Here is a 19459-nt window from a genome sequence, read left to right as displayed (position 1 = left end):
TTTACCCGTCGGAGGGGTCAAGCGCAAAAACACCTATCTGGCGAAAACTTTTCGACGCGACTATATGCACCCCATGGAACACGCGCGCACCCCCGGCCTGCCCTTCATGAAAATGCACGGGCTCGGCAATGATTTCGTCGTCATCGACCTCCGCCACGGGACAGAGGCGCCCGATGCCGCGATCATTGCCGCCATCGCCGACCGCCATTTCGGCGTGGGCTTCGACCAGATGGCGACCATCGATCATGACGATCAGGCCGATGCGCGGCTGGTCTTTTTCAACGCCGATGGCTCGCGTTCGGCGGCCTGCGGCAATGCCACGCGCTGTATCGCGCGCTTTCTGATGGATGGAACGGGGAAGAAGGCCCTCAGCCTGCGCACCGATCACGCGATCCTGCTGGCCGAAGATGCCGGCGACGGCCTGACGCGCGTGAACATGGGTCCGCCGGTGCTGGACTGGCAGGCGATTCCCCTCGCCCGCGCGGTCGATATCGACCACCTGCCGATTCCCGGCGATCCGGTCGCCACCGGAATGGGCAATCCGCATATGACCTTCTTCGTCGCGGATGCCGATTCGGTGGATCTCGACCGCTTCGGCCCCGAACACGAACATCACCCGCTTTACCCCGAGCGCACCAATGTCGAAATCGTCCAGGTGCTCTCCCCCACGGAGATCAAGCTGCGCATCTGGGAACGCGGCACCGGGCCGACGCTCGCCTCCGGCTCCTGCTCCTGCGCCGCTGCCGTGGCCGCCGCGCGGCGCGGGCTGACCGGGCGTCAGGTCACCGTCAACGTGCCCGGCGGGCAGTTGCAGATCGACTGGCGCGCGGATGGCGTCTGGATGACCGGCCCCACGGCGCACGCCTTCGACGGGGTGTGGCGGGGATGAGCGCGCCGGTCTTCTCCACCCATGGCTGCCGCCTGAATGCTTACGAATCCGAGGCGATGCGCGAGATGGCCGAGGCCGCCGGCCTGCAGGGCGCGGTGATCGTGAACACCTGCGCGGTGACTGCCGAGGCGGTTCGAAAAGCCCGTCAGGACATCCGCCGCCTGGCGCGCGACAATCCGGGCGCGCCGATCATCGTCACCGGCTGCGCCGCCCAGACCGAGCCCGAGACCTTCGCCGCCATGCCCGAGGTCACCCGCGTCATCGGCAATACCGAGAAGATGCAGCCCGAGACATGGGCCAGCCTGACGCCCGACCTGATCGGCCAGACCGAGCGTGTCGTCGTCGATGACATCATGTCGGTGAAGGAAACCGCCGGCCACCTGATCGACGGCTTCGGGCGCCACCGCGCCTATGTGCAGGTCCAGAACGGCTGCGACCACCGCTGCACCTTCTGCATCATCCCCTATGGGCGCGGCAATTCCCGCAGCGTGCCGGCGGGCGTGGTCGTCGACCAGATCAAGCGCCTGCGCGACCGCGGCTTCAACGAGGTGGTGCTGACCGGCGTCGACCTGACCAGCTGGGGCGCCGATCTTCCCGGCACACCGCGCCTCGGCGATCTGGTCATGCGCATTCTAAGGCTGGTCCCGGACCTGCCGCGCCTGCGCATTTCTTCCATCGACTCGATCGAAGCGGATGAGAACCTGATGCTCGCCATCGCGACCGAGCCGCGCCTGATGCCGCATCTGCACCTGTCATTGCAGGCGGGCGATGACATGATCCTGAAGCGCATGAAGCGCCGTCACCTGCGCGACGATGCCATCCGCTTCTGCGAAGACGCCCGCCGCCTGCGCCCCGAGATCGTCTTCGGCGCCGACATCATCGCGGGCTTCCCCACGGAAACCGAGGCGATGTTCCAGAACTCGCTGAAACTGGTTCAGGATTGCGGCCTGACCTTCCTGCACGTCTTCCCCTATTCGGCGCGCAAAGGCACCCCCGCCGCCCGGATGCCGGCGGTGAACGGGGCGGCCATCAAGGACCGCGCCGGCCGCCTGCGCGCCGCGGGCGACGCGGCCCTGCGCAGGCATCTCGATGCACAGACTGGCCGCGTGCATCGGGTGCTGACCGAAGGCCCCCGCCTCGGCCGGACCGAGCAATTCGCCGAGGTCAGCTTCGACCGCGACATGCCCGAGGGCGCGTTGATGGACCTGACCATTATCGGCCATGACGGGGGACGGCTGACGGCCTGACGTGCCGTCAGCGCCCGCCTCCGGCCTCGCCCGACAGAGCCGCCACGTGACGGGCCAGCTTGTTCAGCGTCTGGGCGCCATACTCGACCGCGCCAAAGCCGATCACGATGGCGCGGCGTTCGGCGCTCGGGTGCAGTTGGCGCAGGGTCACGACCGTCTTGCGGTCACTTTGCGCGTCGAACGTGACCAGCATACGGAACCGGTTCGGGTCGTTGTCATCGCCGGTGCCATAATCGATCTCGATCAGCTTCGGCGGCTCGATCCGCAGAAAATCCATGCGGTTGGGAAAGCGCGTGCCGTCCGGCGCGACCATATCGAACTGCCAGTCTCCGCCCGCGCGGATGTCGATGTTCCGCGATTCGATCACGAAACCTTCGGGTCCGAACCACTTCACGATTTGCGCCGGATCCACCCATGCGCGAAAGGCCGTCTCGCGATCCGCGTTGACGACACGGGATATGACGACCTCGCGGTCCAGCGGCCACGAGGTCCAGTCGGTGATCTTATCCTGCAGGTTCCTGTCCATCATCTGTGTCCTTTCCTTCATTCGCCAGATGCGCCTCGAACCGATCAAGCCGCGCCTCCCATTGCTGCCGGTTCAGCGCAAGCCAATCCTCCGCCGCCCGCAAACCCTGCGGATTGAGCGCGCAGATGCGCGCCCGCCCCTCGCGTCTCGACGTGACAAGGCCGGCGCGTTCCAGAATGCCCAGATGCTGCGTGAAAGACGGCAGCGCCATCGCGAACGGGCTGGCGAGTTGCGAGACCGTCGCAGGTCCGTTCGACAATGCCTCGACCACCGCCCGCCGGGTCGGATCGGCGAGCGCGGCGAAGGCGTTTTCAAGTGAAGCATGATACTTAGGCATATGCCTAAGTATCATGTCGGCAATAGTTAGGTAAATACCTTATTTTCAGACTTGGCCACCCGCCATCCTATCGGCGCATGGCGGGCGGTCTGAAGGCTGCTGCGGTCACTCGACCGTGGTAAACGCCACCTTCAACGGCTTGCCGCCGACCATGTAATCCGCCTCGATCGCCAGCCCCGGCGTCGCCGGATGCAACTGGCCAAGCGACCCCAGCGAGATGATCGAGCCTTCGGACAGGTCATAGCCGCGCTGCCCAACCAGCCACAGCACCACATCCAGCGGATGGCCCAGAAGCGCCGCGCCGCTCGCCTCGTCCATCACCTGACCATCGGCTTTCAGCACGGCCGTGAGCGACCCCAGATCCGCCACCGGATCGGCGAGATCGGCAATCGCGATCTTGTCGCCCAGCACACCGCGCCACGGGATCACTCCGTAAGAGGCCATGATCGGGCCGTTGGGCTTCAACCCCTCCGCCAGCGCCATGTCGGGCATCTCGACGAAGGCCTGCACATCGCCAAGGGCCGCTGCTGCCTCCTCGCGCGTCTTGGCTGCCGCAAGCGCAACTGGATCGGCCACCGTCACCACCAGATCGGCCTCGTAAAGCGGCGAGCGTGACCCGGCGAGGCTGACCTCGCCGCCATTCTCGGCCAGCATCGGCTGGAACAGCGCCCCGGCAACCGGCCCGTCGACTCCGAACCGCTCCTGCGCGGGTTTCGAGGTGAAGCCGACCTTCACGCCCACCGGCGCGCCCAGTTCCTGTTCCAGCCGGGCGCGATAGGCGGCATAGGCGCAGGCGGCGTCCTCCATGCTGGCCACGCCGGGATCGGGCAGCCTTTCGCCCTGAAGCCAGCCTTGGGCGGCGCGCTGCATCGCCTCGGGCGCCGGACATACCGCCAGTGCCGGGCCAGCGGTCAAGGCCAGAATCGCAATCGCATATTTCATCTCGGTTCCTCCCTCAGCGCAGCCTGCCCCAGCCGCCCCGCTCTGGCAATCGCCACGCGATCCGCTAGAACCATGCGGCGAAGGAGAGACCGATGACCGACCAGCCGACCCCGATGATGGCCCAGTATCTCGCGATCCGCGAGGCCAATCCGGGGGCGCTGCTGTTCTATCGCATGGGCGATTTCTACGAGATGTTCTTCGACGATGCGGTCGCCGCCGCCGCTGCGCTCGATATCGCGCTGACCAAGCGCGGCACCCATCTGGGCGAGCCGATTCCAATGTGCGGCGTCCCCGTCCATGCCGCCGAATCCTACCTGCTGACGCTGATCCGCAAAGGGTTCCGCGTCGCCATCGCCGAACAGATGGAGGACCCGGCCGAGGCGAAGAAGCGCGGTTCGAAATCCGTGGTCGCCCGCGACGTGGTGCGCCTTGTCACCCCCGGCACCCTGACCGAGGAATCGCTGCTGGAGGCCCGGCGGCACAATTTCCTCGCCGCTTTCGCCACCGTGCGCGAGGAGGCGGCGCTCGCCTGGGTCGATATCTCGACCGGCGCGCTTCGGGTGATGACCTGCCCGCCCGCGCGGCTGGCCCCGGAACTGGCGCGCATCGCGCCGCGCGAATTGCTGGTGGCCGAGGGCAGCGGACTTGACGATCTGGCGGCCGAGATGGGGATGGCGCTGACCGAACTTTTCGCCGGCAGCTTCGATTCGACCGCCGGTACGCGGCGGCTGGCGGCGCTGTTCAAGGTCGATACGCTGGACGGGTTCGGCAGCTTCTCCCGCGCCGAGATCGCCGCCATGGGGGCCATCGCCGACTATCTGGAACTGACGCAGAAATCGCAGCTGCCGCTGATCCGGCCGCCGCTGCGCGAACAGATCGCCGGGGCGATGCAGATCGACGCGGCGACACGGCGCAATCTGGAACTGACGCAGGCGCTGTCTGGCGGGCGCGAGGGCTCGCTGCTGGCGGCCATCGACCGCACCGCCACCGCCGCCGGCGCGCGGCTGCTGGAACGCCGGATTTCCGCGCCCTCGCGCGATCTTGGCGTGATCCATGCCCGCCATGACGCCGTGGCTCATCTGGCCGAGGATGCCCGCCTGACCGCCGATCTGCGCGAGGCGCTGACCCGCGTGCCCGACATGGACCGGGCACTGTCGCGGCTGGCGCTCGACCGGGGCGGGCCGCGCGATCTGGCGGCGATCCGGGCCGGGCTGACGCAAGCGATCAGCATCGCCGCCCTGCTGGGCGATGACACGGTCTCCGTGCTGGCGGGGGCCGCCCGCGATCTGCTCGGCCATGACGCGCTGATCGACCTGCTGGACGAGGCGCTCGTGGCCGAGCCGCCGCTTCTGGCCCGCGACGGCGGCTTCGTCGCCAGCGATTACGACGCGGATCTGGACGAGACCCGCCGGTTGCGCGACGAGGGCCGGGGCGTGATCGCCGGGATGCAAGGCGACTTCATTGCCCAGACCGGCGTGCAAAGCCTGAAGATCAAGCACAATAACGTGCTGGGCTACTTCATCGAAACCACCACGACCCACGCCGAAAAGATGCTGGCCCCGCCGCTGAACGAGGTCTTCATCCACCGCCAGACCACCGCCAACCAGATCCGCTTCACCACCGTAGGGCTGTCGGAGCTGGAGACCCGCATCCTCAACGCCCGCGACCGCGCGCTGGAGATCGAGCGGACCATCTTCTCCCGCCTGCGCGACGCGGTACTGGCCGCCGCCGCCCCCATCGGGCAGGCCGCGCGGGCGCTGGCGGACATCGACCTGACCGCCGCCTTCGCCGACCTCGCCACCGGTGAGGGCTGGACGCGGCCCCGCATCGACAACAGCCGCGCCTTCGAGATCGAGGCCGGCCGCCACCCGGTCGTCGAACGCGCGCTGCGGCGCAAGGCGGAAAGCTTTGTCGCCAATGACTGCGCCCTGACCGCAGGCGAGACACCCGCCATCTGGCTGCTGACCGGGCCGAACATGGCCGGGAAATCGACCTTTCTGCGCCAGAACGCGCTGATTGCCATCCTCGCGCAGGCCGGTTCCTTCGTGCCCGCAGCCCGCGCCCATATCGGGCTGGTCAGCCAGTTGTTCAGCCGCGTGGGCGCCGCCGACGATCTGGCGCGCGGCCGGTCGACTTTCATGGTCGAGATGGTGGAAACTGCCGCCATCCTCAATCAGGCCGACGACCGCGCGCTGGTGATCCTCGACGAGATCGGGCGCGGCACCGCGACCTGGGACGGGCTCAGCATCGCCTGGGCGGTGATGGAGCATTTGCAGGCCATCAACCGCTGCCGGGCGCTGTTTGCCACCCATTATCACGAGCTGACGGCCCTCGCCGCGCGCCTCGAAGGCGTCGAGAACGCCACTGTCGCCGTGCGCGAATGGGAAGGCGAGGTGATCTTCCTGCACGAAGTCGTCAAGGGCGCAGCCGACCGTTCCTATGGCGTGCAGGTCGCGCGGCTGGCCGGGCTGCCGGATGCGGTGGTGACCCGCGCCCGCGACATCCTCGCCAGCCTCGAATCCGGCGAGCGCGAGGGCGCAGCGAAACCCGCCGCCATCATCGACGACCTGCCGCTGTTCCGCGCCGCCCCCGCTGCGCCGACGCCCGCCAAGGCAAAGGACAGCGCCGTCGAGGCGCGGCTGAAGGATCTCTCCCCGGACTGCCTGACCCCGCGCGCGGCGCTGGATCTGATCTATGAGCTGAAGGGGCTGGTCGAGGAAGCGTGATGTTCGACTATACGATCCTGCACTGGAGCACCTTCCTGACGGCGGCAGCGCTGTTGAATCTGTCGCCCGGTCCCGACATGGCCTTCATCCTTGGCCAGACCCTGCGCGGCGGCCAACGGGCAGGTTTCGCCGCCATGGCCGGGGTCTGGCTGGGCGCGCTGTGTCATGTGGGCTTTGCCGCGCTCGGGCTGGCGGCGATCCTCGCCAGTTCGGCGCTGGCCTTCTCGGTGGTGAAATGGCTGGGCGCGGCCTATCTGATCTGGCTGGGCATCGCCGCCCTGCGGTCGGGCGGCGAGACCTTGCTGCCAAGTGCCCAGCAGCCCGTCGCCAGCCCCCGGCGCATCATCCGGCAGGGCGTCATGATCTCGCTTCTGAACCCGAAGGTGGCGATCTTCTTTCTGGCCTTCCTGCCGCAATTCGTCGTGCCTGGCGCCGGTCCGGTGAGCGCGCAACTGGTCCTGCACGGTGTGCTGATCATCGCCGTGGCGGCCCTGATCGAGCCGCCGCTGGTTCTCATCGGCGACAGATTGACGGCGCGGTTGCGGGCCAGCCCGCGCATCGGGCGGTGGATCGACCGCACGCTGGGGACGCTGCTGGTCGGTCTGGGTCTGAAACTGGCGCTGAGCGTGAAGTGACCGCCCCTAAAGCGGCATCTTCACGAAAGCGTCGCGCAGCGCCTCGGACCAGGCATGCGACATCTCGGCGAATTGCGGGTCTTCCTTCATGATCCGGCGCTTGGCGCTGACCCGGCAGGCATCCTTCTCGATCACCGCCAGATCCAGCGGCATCCCGACCGACAGGTTCGATTTCATCGTCGAATCCATCGACAGAAGCGCCGCCTTCTGCGCGTCCTCGAGGCTGGTCGCGGGCGTCACCACCCGGTCTAGGATCGGCTTGCCGTATTTGTGCTCGCCGATCTGCAGATAGGGCGTGTCCTCGGTCGCCTCGATATGGTTGCCCTCGGGATAGACGAGAAACAGCCGCATGTCGCCACCCACCCGCTGGCCGGCCACGATCATGCTGGCGCTTGCCTGACTTTGCTTCAGTTCGGCGCATTGGGTGGCGATCTCGTGCCGGGTCCGGGCCAGCGTCTCACCCACGATATCGACGACGCCCAGCATGGTATGGGCCTTCATGATCGAATGCCGCTCGCCCGCCTCAGGGTCCTCGATCGCTTCGCGCAGGCGCGAGATGGTGGTCTGCGTGACCGACAGGCTGCCCGCCGTCATGATGCCGATCACCCGCTCGCCCGGCTGTTCGAAGAAGAACATCTTCCGATAGGTGGCGATATTGTCCAGACCGGCATTGGTGCGGGTGTCCGACAGCAGCACCAGCCCGGCATTCAGTTTCAGCGCGACGCAATAGGTCATTGGCAGTCCAGGACTCCTCAGCCCCGCAATCTACGGCGCCACCGCCTCGACCGCAACCGTCACATCGAGTTCTTCCGCCCCCATGCCGGTGCTGGCCCGGACGCCCCGGATGGGCGCGGCGTCGCGCGCGTCCAGGCCCGATCCGGTGCGGACATAGCGGTCATCCGGGCAGGTCCGGTTGGCGGCATCGAAGCCCACCCAGCCGAGTCCGCCGATATGGATTTCCGCCCAGGCATGGGCGGCCTCGTGCGGGGCGCCATCAGGATCGGCGTAAAGATAGCCCGAGACATAGCGCGCGGGCAGCCCGCGCACCCGCGCCAGCGCGATCAGCACATGGGCGTGGTCCTGACAGACGCCTTCGCCCAGTGCCAGCGCCTCGGCGGCGGAAGTGTTCAGATGGGTCACGCCGGGGCGATAGGCGATGGCGTCGGACACCAAACCCGACAGCGCATGGGCGAGATGCAGGGGGGCCAGATCCTCGGCGGGTTCGGCGGCCAGGGCGCGCAGCGCGGCGTCGGGTTCGGTGGCTTCGGTCGACTGCAGATAGACCATCGGATGCACCATCTCGCGGTGGCCGCGCAGAACACCGGCGAGATCGGTCGTTTCGACCTCGCCGTCGATGCGGACGGGCACTTCGGTCACCGGGCCGCGAATGGTCCAGACCTGCACCCAGTCGCCCGCGCCGTCGCGGAAGCCGGGGCCGGCATCGGCACCGTCGATGCTGACCTTCCAGTCAATGACCTTCTGGCCCTCGAAGACCGAAGGCGTCGTGCGCAGGCTTTGAACGACGAAGCCGACCGGCGCGTCATAGCGGTACACCGAGTGGTGGGTGATCTTCAGACGCATCCTCAGCCCCTTCCGTGAAAATAATCGGCCTGCACATGGTTGGCGATCACGCCGATCTCGCGGATGAAATCCGACAGGAATTCGTGCAGCCCCTCGTCGAAGATGTCATCGATATCGGTGCCGGCCAGCCGATCGGCCAAAGCGCGCGCCCGGTCACGGGCGGTATGGGGCACGTCTTCGCCGTAGCGGCGGACGAGCGCGTCCAGATGCGCCAGCGCCTCCTGCACGGAGGTCATCAGAGAGCGTGGGGATTCGTGGTTCAGGATCAGGAAATGCGCCACCCGCGCGGCGCTGACATCCTCGCCATAGGCCCAGTGAAAAGACCGATGGGCCGAGAGCGCCCGCAGGATCACATGCCATTGATAGCTGTCGAGGCCGGAGCCCACGAACTCGACCCGCGGCAGCAGCACGAAATACTTCACGTCCAGCACGCGGGCGGTCGAATCCGCACGTTCCAGCGCATAGCCAAGCTTCATGAAGTGAAAGCCGTCATTGCGCAATTGCGTGCCGTCGATGGCACCGTGAACGGTGGCGGCATGGCGTGCGACGAAATCGGCCAGATCGGCAGCGTCTTCCTGCCCCGGCTTCATGGCGCGCATTTCCTGCCAGGACACGTTCAGCGCGTCCCAGACCCGGCTGGTCAGCGCCGTGCGCACGATGCGGCCGGATTCGCGCGCCTCATGCATGCAACTGGCGACCGAGGAGGGGTTGTCGCGGTCGAAGACCATGAATTTCTCCATGTTCTCCTCGGTCACATCGCCATAGCGCACAGCATAGCTGTCGGCGACGCCGGTGGCGCGCAGAAGCGACTGCCATTCGTTCTGATAGCCCTCGGCGGTGTTGGGCAGCAGCGTGATGCGCGCACCCACCTCGAACAGGCGGGATGCAGTTTCAGCGCGTTCCATGTGGCGGCCAAGCCAGAACAGGTTCGATGCGGTGCGGCTGAGCATGATCTTCCCCCTATTCCGACAGGACCCAGGTGTCCTTGACACCCCCGCCCTGCGACGAGTTCACCACCAGACTGCCTTCCTTCAGCGCCACGCGGGTCAAGCCGCCGGGCACCAGTTCGATCCGCTCACCGCACAGGCAATAGGGGCGCAGATCGACATGGCGGGGCGCGACGCCTTCGTTCACGAAGGTCGGACAGGTCGACAGCGACAGCGTCGGCTGGGCGATATAGTTGGAGGGGTTGGCCTGAATGCGCAGCCGGAAATCCTCGATCTCGGCCTTGGTGGAGCGGGGGCCGACCAGCATCCCGTAACCGCCCGAGCCGTGCACTTCCTTCACGACCAGATCGCCGAGATTGTCCATGACGTATCTGTAATCGTCGTCCTTCCACAGCGTCCATGTATCGACGTTTTTCAGGATCGGTTCCTCGCCCAGATAAAAGCGGACCATTTCGGGCACGAAGGTATAGATGGCCTTGTCATCGGCCACGCCCGCGCCCGGCGCCGAACAGATCGAGACGCCGCCCGAACGGTAGACATCCATCAGCCCCGGCACGCCCAGCATGGAATCGCGCCGGAAGGTCAGCGGGTCGATGAAGGCATCGTCGATGCGGCGATAGATCACATCGACGCGCTTGGGGCCTTCGGTGGTGCGCATGTAGACGAACTCGCCCTCGACGAACAGATCGGCGCCCTCAACCAGTTCGACCCCCATCAGATTGGCGAGGAAGCTGTGTTCGTAATAGGCGCTGTTGAAATGGCCGGGCGTCAGGATAACCACGCGCGGGCGGCCCTGGCATTTCGCCGGCGCCACGCTTTCCAGGGTGCGGCGAAGCAGGTCGGGATAGCCGTCGACCGGTTCGATCCGGTTGCCGCGGAACAGTTCGGGGAACATCCGCATCATGATCTCGCGGTTTTCCAGCATATAGCTGACGCCGGACGGCGTGCGGCAGTTATCCTCCAGCACGAAGAACTCGTCGCGGCCCGTGCGCACGAGGTCGATGCCGATGATGTGGCTGTAGACGCCGCGCGGCGGCACGAACCCCACCACGGCCCTTTCGTAGGCGTCGTTCTGATAGACCAGACGGGCGGGAATGCGGCCGGCGCGGACGATCTCGCCCCGGCCATAGACATCGCGCAGGAAGGCGTTCAACGCGCGGGCGCGCTGCTTGATGCCGCGTTCCAGCCGCCGCCATTCGCTTTGGGTGAAGATGCGCGGCATCATGTCGAAGGGGATCAGCCGGTCGGGGTCGCCGCCCTCGCCATAGACTGCGAAGGTGATGCCGATGCGACGGAACAGGGCCTCGGCCTCGGCCTGTTTCATCTGGCGGATTTCGGCGGGCATGTGATCGATCCAGTCCGCAAGGCCCGCGTAGGCCTCGCGCACCTTCGTGCCGTCGAACATTTCGTTGTAATACATCAGAGCCCCCTCGCCGCCCGAGCCGAGGGTCAGCATGACGCGGCTTGCCGGCATTGAAAAGGCGGCAGGGCTGATCTTTTCCCATTGCCGGTTGCGCGGATTTCCGCGCCTGCCGCTTCCTTGTGCAATCTGCTCGTGGAGGGGGATGTTTATCCGCGCCGCCAAATCCCTTAACATGCAGGCAAAAGAACAAGAGGCAGTCATGAACAGGTTTCTGAAACTGGCGATCCTGATGCTGGTCGCGTCCTGCGGCGGCGGGAACTATTCCGCGCCGCGCCAACTGGACAACGCCTGCGCCATCATCCGCGAGCGTCCGGCCTATTACCGCGCCATGCAGCAGACCGAACGCCGCTGGGGGGTGCCGGTGGCGGTGCAGATGGCGTCGATCCATCAGGAGTCGAAATTCATCGGCGATGCGCGAACCCCGCACCAATATGCGCTGGGGATCATCCCGATCGGGCGGCAAAGCTCGGCCTACGGTTACAGCCAGGCGCTGGATGGCACCTGGGAGGAATACCAGAAGGAAACCGGCAACCGCCGCGCCTCGCGCGATGATATCCGCGACGCCACCGATTTCATGGGCTGGTACATGGACGGCTCGACCCGGCGGCTGGGCATCTCGAAATGGGATGCGCGGGCGCAATATCTGGCCTATCACGAGGGGCGCTCGGGCTTTGCGCGCGGATCCTATCGGTCGAAGGCCTGGCTGGTCGACGTATCGAACCGCGTTCAGGCCCGCGCCGAGATGTATCACGCCCAGTTGAACAGCTGCCGCTGAGGACGCGCGCGGACATTGCGTCGCAGGGCGCGGACGCGCGGCAGCCCTTGCCAGTTCGCGACCCGGCGACGTAGCCTCGCGCCATGTTCATGCTGCGCGCATTCCTGATCCTGCTGATGCTGGCGATGACCCCGGTTCATGCGGCCTCGGCCGCCGGAATGCCGATGCCGCCTTCGGATGCCGCCACGGCCACGGTGCCCGCGGCGGTGGCCATGGCCCCGGTGGCGATGGCCGATTGCTGCGAAGATGGCAGCCACCGGAGCCCTGCCTGCCAGATGCAGACCGATCTGCGCGATCCGCTGTGGCTGGCCGCGCCGCTGTGTGCCGCCCGGCCGCTGCGGACCCCGCCGGTGGCGTCGCGTCTGACCGGGCGCGTGCCCGGCCCCGCGTTGCCGCCCCCGCGCCGGATCTGATGATCGCCGCGCCGACAGGCGCATCCTCATCAGATTACGGAGAATATCCATGAACCGCAGAAGTTTCGGGCTTGCCGCCCTGCTGCTGGCCCTGTCCGCCCCCGCCTTCGCCGAAGGCCCCGCCACGCGCATCCTCAAGGATCCATCCTGCGGCTGCTGCACCGCCTGGGCCGATCTCGCCCGCGCGGCCGGCTATCAGGTAACGCTGATCGACAGCCCTGATATCGGCGCCGTCAAGGACAGGGCCGGGGTGCCGGCGCCGCTCTGGTCCTGCCACACCGCCATGGTCGAAGGCTATGTCGTCGAGGGCCATGTCCCCTTCGACGCCCTCGCCCGCCTGCTAAAGACCCGGCCCGACGTGACCGGCATCGCCGTGCCCGGCATGCCCGAAGGCTCGCCCGGCATGGGCGATGATCCCGGCGCGCGCTATGACGTGGTGGCCTGGGGCGGCGCCGCAGGTGAAGGCCGGCTGTTCCACCGCGCCGGCGCCCCCCGATGAGGGCTGCCGCCCCCGCCTCGCGGGAAGGGTCCCCCGTAATTTTCCGGGCGCCCCGAACCCCGGGATATCCGGGCGCTGAAGACGAATGCAGAAGGGGCCGCATCGCTGCGGCCCCTTATTTCGATCCCGATCCGGTTATTTGCGGCGATTGATCTCGTTCTGGATGGCGAAGGTCGAGGGCTTGAAGCGGACGCCTTTCTTCATTTCGCCCAGGATCACCGTGGTCTTCTTGCCGGTGTCATCGGTCACGACCCATTGGCGCAACTCGGTCGGCGAGGTGAAGACCATCTCGATGCTGCCATATTGCGGACGGGCCGGGTCTTGCGCCTTCACCACGGTGGTGTTCTTGCGTTCGGAATGGCCGGTCACCATCCCCTTGCGGGCGAGGTTGACGTTCTGGTCGAGGATGATCGACAGCGGCGTCTGGCCCAGCGGATAGATCTGCGGGCCCTGATTCGACTTGGCGTCGAACACCGCCACCTGGCCGCCCGAGGCCAGCATCAGTTGCCGGGAGTTCTTGTATTCGAAGCGCACCCGACCGGGCCGCTGGATATAGACCGTCCCGGCCGAGATGGTGCCATCGGGGTTCACCTGGGTAAACTCCGATTGCAGCGTGCTCAGGCCGTTCAGGTAGTTCGAGATGGTGTTCAGCGGAATCTTCTCGGCCAACGCGGCCGGGGCCGTGGCAAGAAGGGCGATGACGGGCGCGACAGCGAGAGCGAGTTTTTTCATGCGTCCTGTATGGCAGTCCTTTGTGGGTCTTGCACATCACCTTGCAGCGATGGGTGCAAGCCGAACGCGCACGCCGTCGTTACTGTTCCGGTGCCGCAGGTCCGACCGCAGCGCGCGGTGCTAGCGCGCGAAAATGCCGTCCCAATCGGCGAAGCCCTTCACCTCGATCGGATTGCCCGAGGGATCGGTGAAGAACATGGTCGACTGCTCGCCCGGCTCGCCCTTGAAACGGGTCTGGGGCGGCAGGATGAAGGGGACGCCCGCAGCCTCAAGCCGGTCGGCAAGGGCACGCCAATCGGCCTGGCGCATCACCAGCCCCAGATGCGGCATCGGCACCATGTGGTCGCCGACCTTGCCGGTATTGGCGGTGGCGAAGGGCTCGCCCAGATGCAGGCTGATCTGGTGGCCGAAGAAATCGAAATCGACCCAGGTGTCGGTGCTGCGGCCCTCCTCGCAGCCGAGGATCGCGCCATAAAAGGCACGTGCCTCGTCCAGATCGCGGATGTGATAGGCGAGGTGAAAGCGGGTCTCCATCGGGGGTCCTTCCTGCGGCCGGTTCGGGCGCAGCTTGCCCGCCGCCCGGCCGAAAGGAAACCGGCAATACCATCGGCCTCGAATACGGTTGGTCTCGGCAGGCGCGAAGAGAACGCGAAAGGAAACAGGCCCCCCGCCGGCTCGGCGAAGGGCCTGTCTCCTCCCGCAGATGGGCGCCATGGCCTCCCCGCCCGGCACCCTGCGTATTCCGTTGCGCCCAGACCGTTCACGGCTGCCTGACGCCCGATCACTTCTGCCTGACGGTGCGGCATCCTGTCAACGGTCCTGTTGTCGTCCCGTCATATTTCTGACGCTTGACGCCCTGTCCCGGCGGGCGCATGACGGCAGCGTGCCAAAAAGAACAGGAGCCGCGCATGTCCCGCACCGTCTACGTCAACGGCGAATACCTGCCCGAGGGTGAGGCCAAGATCTCGATCTTCGACCGCGGCTTCGTGATGGCCGATGGCGTATACGAGGTGGTCAGCGTTCTGGACGGCAAGTTGATCGACTTTCCCGGCCATCAGGCGCGACTGAACCGCTCGCTTGACGCGCTGGAGATCGGCCAGCCGCTCTCGGATGAGGATTATCTGGCGATGTTCCGCGAACTGGTGACCCGCAACCAGATCGGCGACGGGCTGATCTATCTGCAGGTGACCCGTGGCAATCCGGGCGACCGCGATTTCGCCTATCCCCCGAAGGACACGCCGCAGACGGTGGTGGCCTTCACGCAGGCCAAGCCGGGGCTGGCAGAAAATCCCGCCGCGCAGACGGGCTGGAAGATCGTCACCCTGCCCGACCAACGCTGGGGGCGGCGCGACATCAAGACGGTGCAACTGCTGTATCCGTCGATGGCCAAGATGGCGGCGAAGGCGCAGGGCGCCGACGATGCCTGGCTGGTCGAAGACGGCAAGGTGACCGAAGGCACCTCGAACAACGCCTATATCGTCAAGGGAAACACCATCGTCACGCGCGAGCTGTCCCACGATATCCTGCACGGCATCACCCGCGCGGCGGTGCTGCGTCTGGCCCGCGAGGCCCAGCTGCAGATCGAGGAGCGCGGCTTCACCCCCGAGGAGGCCTCCGCGGCGGATGAGGCATTCGTGACCTCGGCCTCGGCCTTCGTGATGCCGGTGGTATCGATTGACGGGGCCGAGATCGGCGACGGCAAACCCGGCAAGATCGCCGCGCGCCTGCGCGAGATCTATCTGGACGAGATGCGCAAGACCGCACTGTGATCCGCAAGGCCCGGCGCATCGGCCGGGCCTTTTCCTTGGCGCTCAGGCGCCGTCGGGGATGTTCGGCTCGACCAGTTTGGCCAGCTTGCGCAGCGATTCCTGCCAGCCCAGATAGCAGGCATCCACCGGAATGATATCCGGGATGCCCGCTTGGGTGATCTCGAGTTCGGTGCCGACCGGGACGGCGCGCAGATCCACCGTGACCGTCATCTCGCCCGGCAGGTTCGGGTCGTCGAAGCGGTCGGTATAGACCAGCTTTTCACCGGGGATCAGTTCCAGATAGGTGCCCCCGAAAGAATGGCTGCCGCCGGTGGTGAAATTGCGGAAGGACATCCGGTGCTGGCCGCCGACCTTGGCGTCAAGCTGATGGACGGTGCACAGAAAGCCGAAGGGCGGCAGCCAGCTGGCGATGGCATCAGCTTCGGTGAAGGCGCGATAGATCTTCTGCGGCGAGGCGGTCAGGACGCGGTGCAGACGGACGGTGCCGGTCATGGCGATCTTCCTTTCACGTGGCGTTTCCGTCCGCGATCCTGCCAGTCCCGGTCGGGCGCGCGCAAGAGCGGATCAGCGCCGCGCCTCGGTCGCCATGCGCAGGGCGAGACCGGCCAGCACCGATCCCATCAGCCAGCGCTGCGCCACCATCCAGCCCGGATGGCGCATCAGAAACAGCGCGATGCTGCCCGCCGCCACGGCAATGGCGGCATTGACGGTCACGCTGATCGCGATCTGGAGCGCCCCCAGCGCAACGGCCTGCCCCAGCACATTGCCGGCGCTTGGGTCGATGAATTGCGGCAGCAGCGACAGATACAGCACCGCCACCTTGGGGTTCAGCAGATTGGTCAGCAGCCCCATCAGATACAGCTTGCGCGCACCGTCCCTGGGGAGGCTGCGCACCTGAAACGGCGACTGCCCGCCGGGCTTTACCGCCTGCCAGGCCAGATACAGAAGATACCCGGCGCCGGCGAAACGCAGCGCGTCATAGGCGTAAGGCACCGCCATCACCACCGTGGTGATCCCGAGGGCCGCCCCCAGCATATAGATCAGAAACCCCGTCGCCACCCCGGCCAGCGAGATCAGCCCCGCCCCCGCCCCCTGCGAGATCGACCGCGAAATCAGGTAGATCATGTTCGGCCCAGGCGTCAGCACCATGCCGAAGGCGATGGCGCCAAAGGCCAGCAGATGCGCGAGGTCAGGCATGGCGATTCTCCCGATGCGGGATGTCCGTCGCAGATTACCCGGACGGCGCCCCGGCGCCAGCGGCCATTTGAGGCCTTGATCGCGCGCGCCAACCTGTCACTCTGCCCCGGACAGGAGAGGCGGAGCATGGTCCAGACCCAACCGGACACAACCAAACCGGATACGGCCGAACCGGGTACGACCCAGCCGGGCACGCATTTCTTCATCGCCGCGATCGCATTGGCGGTGACGATCTGGCCCATCGGCTTCAACCTGGGCGCGTTCGGGACGATCTTCTTCGATCGCCTGCTGGAGATCTGGGCCATCTCGATCGCGGCGCTGCTGGCCGGGCTGCTGGTCGACCGAGGGCGCGATCAGGACGTGCTCAGCCGCACCGACCAGATCCTGCTGGCGCTACCCAGCCTGTGGCTGCTGACCACCATGCTGCATTTCGAAGAAGGCGGCGGCCTCATGCGGGTGCTGAACGACGCGCTGATGTTCATGACGGCCTTCTTTTCGGTGCCCCATATCATCCGCATCGTCATGCCCATCGCCATGCCCGAGGTGATGGCCGTGCGCGGCCGCCGCCAGACCCTGAACCTGCTGGTGCTGACGGTGGCGATCGCGGTCGCGTCCTTCGCAATCGGCTATCGCAACGACCTTTTCATGACCTGCGAGGATTTCAAGGTCTCGGGCAATGACCTGCCGACCAATTGCCGGCCGACCGATACGCGCTATGAACGCGGCACCTTCCGGCTGCCGCAATAATCAGCGGCGGGGGGTGATCCGCAGCACCGGGGCGAGCGCCGCCGCCAGCAGCGCCAGCAGCGCCAGCAGCGCGAACGAGCCCCGCAGCCCCACCATCTGCGCCACGAAGCCCACCACCGGCGGCCCCAGCAGCATGCCGCCATAGCCCACCGTCGCCACGCTGGCGATCGCCGGGCCCGAGGCCACGTCGGGATCGTTGGCCGCGCGCGAGAAAACCAGCGGCATGATCACCGCATAGCCCACCCCGATCATCGCAAAGCCCAGCAGCGCCACGACCAGGCTGGTGGTCGTCAGCACGACCACCAGCCCGGCAAAGGCGGTCAGCCCGCTGGCACGCGTCACCTTCACCGGACCCATCCACTGCACGAGGATGCCGCCCGACAGCCGCGTCAGCACCATGGTGGCACTGAAGGCAGCATAGCCGAGAGCGGCCTGCGCCTCGCTGACCCTGATCAGATGCTCCATGAAAACGGCGCTCCAATCGGCCATGGCGCCTTCGCCCATGGAGACGCAGAAGGCGACCAACCCCACCAGTGCCAGCCGCCCCGAGGGCAGCGCCAGAAAGCTGCCCTTGCCCTTCGCGGCGACGGCAGTGGGCTTCGGCCCGCGCTCGGGGATCATCAGCCACAGCGCCAGCGCGCCCCCCAGCAGGGCGACGGTAGCGAAATGCCCCAAAGGCGCCACCCCCATGCGCACGGCGACATAGCCGCTGGCCGCACCCAGCCCGGCGCCAAGGCTGAACATGGCATGGAAGATCGACATGGTCGGCCGCTTCATCCGGTTTTCGACCTGCGCCCCCCAGCCGTTCATGCAGACATCCATGGCGCCATGCAGCGCTCCGAAGATGAACAGCGCCACCCCCAGCAAAAGGGGAGACGGCGCCAGCGCCAGACCGATCAGCGCCGGACAATAGAAGACCGCGCAAAGAATGGTCATGCGCGACGCGCCCCACCGCTCGCTCAGCCCCCCTGCCAGCGGGAAGGACACGATCGCGCCGCCTGCCAGTGCCAACAGCAGAAAGCCAAGCGTTGCATCGGACAGGGCGAAGCTTTCCTTGAAGCCCGGCACCCGCGACGCCCAGACCCCGAACAGCATCCCGCAAAGGGTGAAGGCGGCGGTCACCGCGCGCCAGCCGGCATCGTTCCACAATGCACCCCGGCCTGCGCCGGCCGAATTGGCGACATCAGACATGTTTCACCTCTACACCTGCCGCACGGAATGGCGCGGTCGCGGTCTTGTCCGCATCAGTCACCAGAACATCGATTTCCTCAAGCCCCAGAACGTGGTGACGCCCGTGCCGGGCCAGTTTGCCCGCCGCCGCGATCACCGCCACCCGGCCCGACGCCCGCGCCATCGCCCGCTTCACCCCGGCCTCGGCGCTGTCCTCGGCGCTGAGGCCGAAGGACGGCCATAGCCCGCAGGCGCCCAGCAGGCAGAGATCCGCGGCGATGGCGCCGATGGCGCGTTCCGCATCGCCGCCGGTGGCCATGGCCCCGTCCGGGCACAGCGCGCCGCCAATCAGATGCACCCGCGCGCCCCGCGACAGCGCCGCCAGCGCGACCGAGGGCGCTGGCGTCACCACCAGCCCCTCAAAGCCATCCGGTAGTTGCGCCGCGACCGCATTCATGGTGGTGCCGCCGTCCAGAAAGACCGTGCCCAGCCCCGCCAGCATCGGCGCCACCGCCTGTGCCAGTTGGCCAAGCGCAGGTTCCGGCGCTTCGGCTCGTATGGCATAAGGCGGCAGGGGCGGCGTCACCGGAACCGCCCCGCCGCGCACCCGCCGCAGCATCCCGCGCTGTTCCAGCGCGATCAGGTCGCGCCGCAAGGTATCGACGGAAATACCGAGTTCCTCGGCCAGAGCGGCGGCGATCAGCGGCTGGCCCGCCTCCATTCTGGCGGCAATCAGCGACTGACGGGTCTGCGGGCAATTGAGATCGAGCATTGCAATAATCTACATGGTTTTGCAGTTTATTGCAGAAAAGTAAGGAAACTTGCAAGCCTGCGCAGGACACCCGATCGGCGGAGATAGCGATTTCTGGCGCAAATGATTGGCGAAGGCCGCATTTTTTCCGGT

Annotated in this window: 22 protein-coding genes; 9 read left to right on the top strand and 13 right to left on the bottom strand. The window is 66.7% G+C overall.

Annotated features, from left to right (window positions below):
- Window positions 1-64: 64 nt before the first annotated feature.
- Both dapF and mtaB read left to right on the top strand, forming a co-directional pair.
- Window positions 65-889 carry a diaminopimelate epimerase gene (dapF, locus tag H1S04_RS17950; protein WP_370470500.1) on the top strand — a complete coding sequence of 275 codons (825 nt, stop codon included), beginning with the start codon at window positions 65-67 and terminating at the stop codon, window positions 887-889.
- On the top strand, window positions 886-2136 hold the full coding sequence (gene mtaB, locus H1S04_RS17945; protein WP_181746857.1) for a tRNA (N(6)-L-threonylcarbamoyladenosine(37)-C(2))-methylthiotransferase MtaB: 1251 nt from the start codon (window positions 886-888) through the stop codon (window positions 2134-2136). The genes dapF and mtaB overlap by 4 nt, the downstream gene beginning before the upstream one ends.
- A gap of 7 nt (window positions 2137-2143) precedes the next feature.
- Here mtaB and H1S04_RS17940 read toward each other — a convergent pair whose 3' ends face one another.
- From H1S04_RS17940 to H1S04_RS17930, 3 genes are all read right to left on the bottom strand, one after another.
- Complete coding sequence (locus H1S04_RS17940) at window positions 2144-2662, bottom strand: SRPBCC family protein (RefSeq protein WP_181746856.1); 519 nt, start codon at window positions 2660-2662, stop codon at window positions 2144-2146.
- Window positions 2640-2999: a helix-turn-helix transcriptional regulator gene (locus H1S04_RS17935; protein ID WP_181746855.1), complete on the bottom strand. Its 360-nt coding sequence runs from the start codon at window positions 2997-2999 to the stop codon at window positions 2640-2642. The genes H1S04_RS17940 and H1S04_RS17935 overlap by 23 nt, the downstream gene beginning before the upstream one ends.
- Before the next feature lie 105 nt (window positions 3000-3104).
- Window positions 3105-3941, bottom strand: coding sequence for a hydratase (locus tag H1S04_RS17930; RefSeq protein WP_181746854.1), 837 nt, complete (start codon window positions 3939-3941; stop codon window positions 3105-3107).
- Between the two features lie 92 nt (window positions 3942-4033).
- Here H1S04_RS17930 and mutS point away from each other — a divergent pair, with 92 nt between their 5' ends.
- Complete coding sequence (gene mutS / locus H1S04_RS17925; RefSeq protein WP_181746853.1) at window positions 4034-6667, top strand: DNA mismatch repair protein MutS; 2634 nt, start codon at window positions 4034-4036, stop codon at window positions 6665-6667.
- Entirely contained in the window at window positions 6667-7302 is a 636-nt protein-coding gene (locus H1S04_RS17920; protein ID WP_181746852.1) for a LysE family translocator, read from the top strand. Before mutS ends, H1S04_RS17920 begins: the two co-directional genes overlap by 1 nt.
- A 6-nt stretch (window positions 7303-7308) precedes the next feature.
- On the opposite strand, the gene H1S04_RS17915 is transcribed toward H1S04_RS17920, so the two are convergent.
- Genes H1S04_RS17915 through H1S04_RS17900 form a run of 4 tightly spaced genes read right to left on the bottom strand, consistent with a single transcriptional unit; the run spans window position 7309 to window position 11250 of the window.
- Window positions 7309-8037 carry a proteasome-type protease gene (locus H1S04_RS17915; protein WP_181746851.1) on the bottom strand — a complete coding sequence of 243 codons (729 nt, stop codon included), beginning with the start codon at window positions 8035-8037 and terminating at the stop codon, window positions 7309-7311.
- A gap of 30 nt (window positions 8038-8067) precedes the next feature.
- Window positions 8068-8883 (bottom strand): transglutaminase family protein, encoded by an 816-nt coding sequence (locus H1S04_RS17910; RefSeq protein ID WP_181746850.1) that lies wholly within the window; start codon window positions 8881-8883, stop codon window positions 8068-8070.
- 2 nt (window positions 8884-8885) lie between these two features.
- Window positions 8886-9833 (bottom strand): alpha-E domain-containing protein, encoded by a 948-nt coding sequence (locus H1S04_RS17905; RefSeq protein WP_181746849.1) that lies wholly within the window; start codon window positions 9831-9833, stop codon window positions 8886-8888.
- Window positions 9834-9843: 10 nt separating this feature from the next.
- Window positions 9844-11250, bottom strand: a complete 1407-nt coding sequence (locus H1S04_RS17900) for a circularly permuted type 2 ATP-grasp protein (RefSeq protein WP_298948219.1) — start codon at window positions 11248-11250, stop codon at window positions 9844-9846.
- A 202-nt stretch (window positions 11251-11452) separates the two neighbouring features.
- Between H1S04_RS17900 and H1S04_RS17895 the strand changes: the two genes are divergently transcribed.
- From H1S04_RS17895 to H1S04_RS17885, 3 genes are all read left to right on the top strand, one after another.
- A complete protein-coding gene (locus tag H1S04_RS17895; protein ID WP_181746848.1) occupies window positions 11453-12028 on the top strand; it encodes a lytic transglycosylase in 576 nt (191 codons plus the stop codon).
- An 89-nt stretch (window positions 12029-12117) separates the two neighbouring features.
- Window positions 12118-12441 carry a hypothetical protein gene (locus H1S04_RS17890; RefSeq protein WP_181746847.1) on the top strand — a complete coding sequence of 108 codons (324 nt, stop codon included), beginning with the start codon at window positions 12118-12120 and terminating at the stop codon, window positions 12439-12441.
- A 49-nt stretch (window positions 12442-12490) separates the two neighbouring features.
- Window positions 12491-12940 carry a DUF411 domain-containing protein gene (locus H1S04_RS17885; RefSeq protein ID WP_181746846.1) on the top strand — a complete coding sequence of 150 codons (450 nt, stop codon included), beginning with the start codon at window positions 12491-12493 and terminating at the stop codon, window positions 12938-12940.
- A 135-nt stretch (window positions 12941-13075) separates the two neighbouring features.
- Here H1S04_RS17885 and H1S04_RS17880 read toward each other — a convergent pair whose 3' ends face one another.
- Together H1S04_RS17880 and H1S04_RS17875 are read right to left on the bottom strand one after the other, a co-directional pair.
- Complete coding sequence (locus tag H1S04_RS17880; RefSeq protein WP_181746845.1) at window positions 13076-13672, bottom strand: outer-membrane lipoprotein carrier protein LolA; 597 nt, start codon at window positions 13670-13672, stop codon at window positions 13076-13078.
- A 120-nt stretch (window positions 13673-13792) separates the two neighbouring features.
- On the bottom strand, window positions 13793-14206 hold the full coding sequence (locus H1S04_RS17875; RefSeq protein ID WP_181746844.1) for a VOC family protein: 414 nt from the start codon (window positions 14204-14206) through the stop codon (window positions 13793-13795).
- 374 nt (window positions 14207-14580) lie between these two features.
- Between H1S04_RS17875 and H1S04_RS17870 the strand changes: the two genes are divergently transcribed.
- The gene (locus H1S04_RS17870) at window positions 14581-15441 is read left to right on the top strand and encodes a D-amino-acid transaminase (RefSeq protein WP_181746843.1); all 861 of its coding nucleotides are present in this window, start codon (window positions 14581-14583) and stop codon (window positions 15439-15441) included.
- Window positions 15442-15483: 42 nt separating this feature from the next.
- On the opposite strand, the gene H1S04_RS17865 is transcribed toward H1S04_RS17870, so the two are convergent.
- Entirely contained in the window at window positions 15484-15933 is a 450-nt protein-coding gene (locus H1S04_RS17865; protein WP_181746842.1) for an SRPBCC family protein, read from the bottom strand.
- 72 nt (window positions 15934-16005) lie between these two features.
- Entirely contained in the window at window positions 16006-16638 is a 633-nt protein-coding gene (locus tag H1S04_RS17860) for a LysE family translocator (RefSeq protein WP_181746841.1), read from the bottom strand.
- 126 nt (window positions 16639-16764) lie between these two features.
- Here H1S04_RS17860 and H1S04_RS17855 point away from each other — a divergent pair, with 126 nt between their 5' ends.
- On the top strand, window positions 16765-17385 hold the full coding sequence (locus H1S04_RS17855; RefSeq protein ID WP_181746840.1) for a hypothetical protein: 621 nt from the start codon (window positions 16765-16767) through the stop codon (window positions 17383-17385).
- Here H1S04_RS17855 and H1S04_RS17850 read toward each other — a convergent pair whose 3' ends face one another.
- Both H1S04_RS17850 and H1S04_RS17845 read right to left on the bottom strand, forming a co-directional pair.
- On the bottom strand, window positions 17386-18576 hold the full coding sequence (locus tag H1S04_RS17850; RefSeq protein ID WP_181746839.1) for an MFS transporter: 1191 nt from the start codon (window positions 18574-18576) through the stop codon (window positions 17386-17388).
- On the bottom strand, window positions 18569-19327 hold the full coding sequence (locus H1S04_RS17845; RefSeq protein ID WP_181746838.1) for a DeoR/GlpR family DNA-binding transcription regulator: 759 nt from the start codon (window positions 19325-19327) through the stop codon (window positions 18569-18571). Before H1S04_RS17845 ends, H1S04_RS17850 begins: the two co-directional genes overlap by 8 nt.
- Window positions 19328-19459 lie beyond the last annotated feature (132 nt).

The sequence above is a fragment of the Paracoccus sp. S1E-3 genome, from assembly GCF_013868135.1.
GTDB lineage: Bacteria > Pseudomonadota > Alphaproteobacteria > Rhodobacterales > Rhodobacteraceae > Paracoccus.
This window is presented reverse-complemented; position numbering and strand designations above follow the sequence as displayed.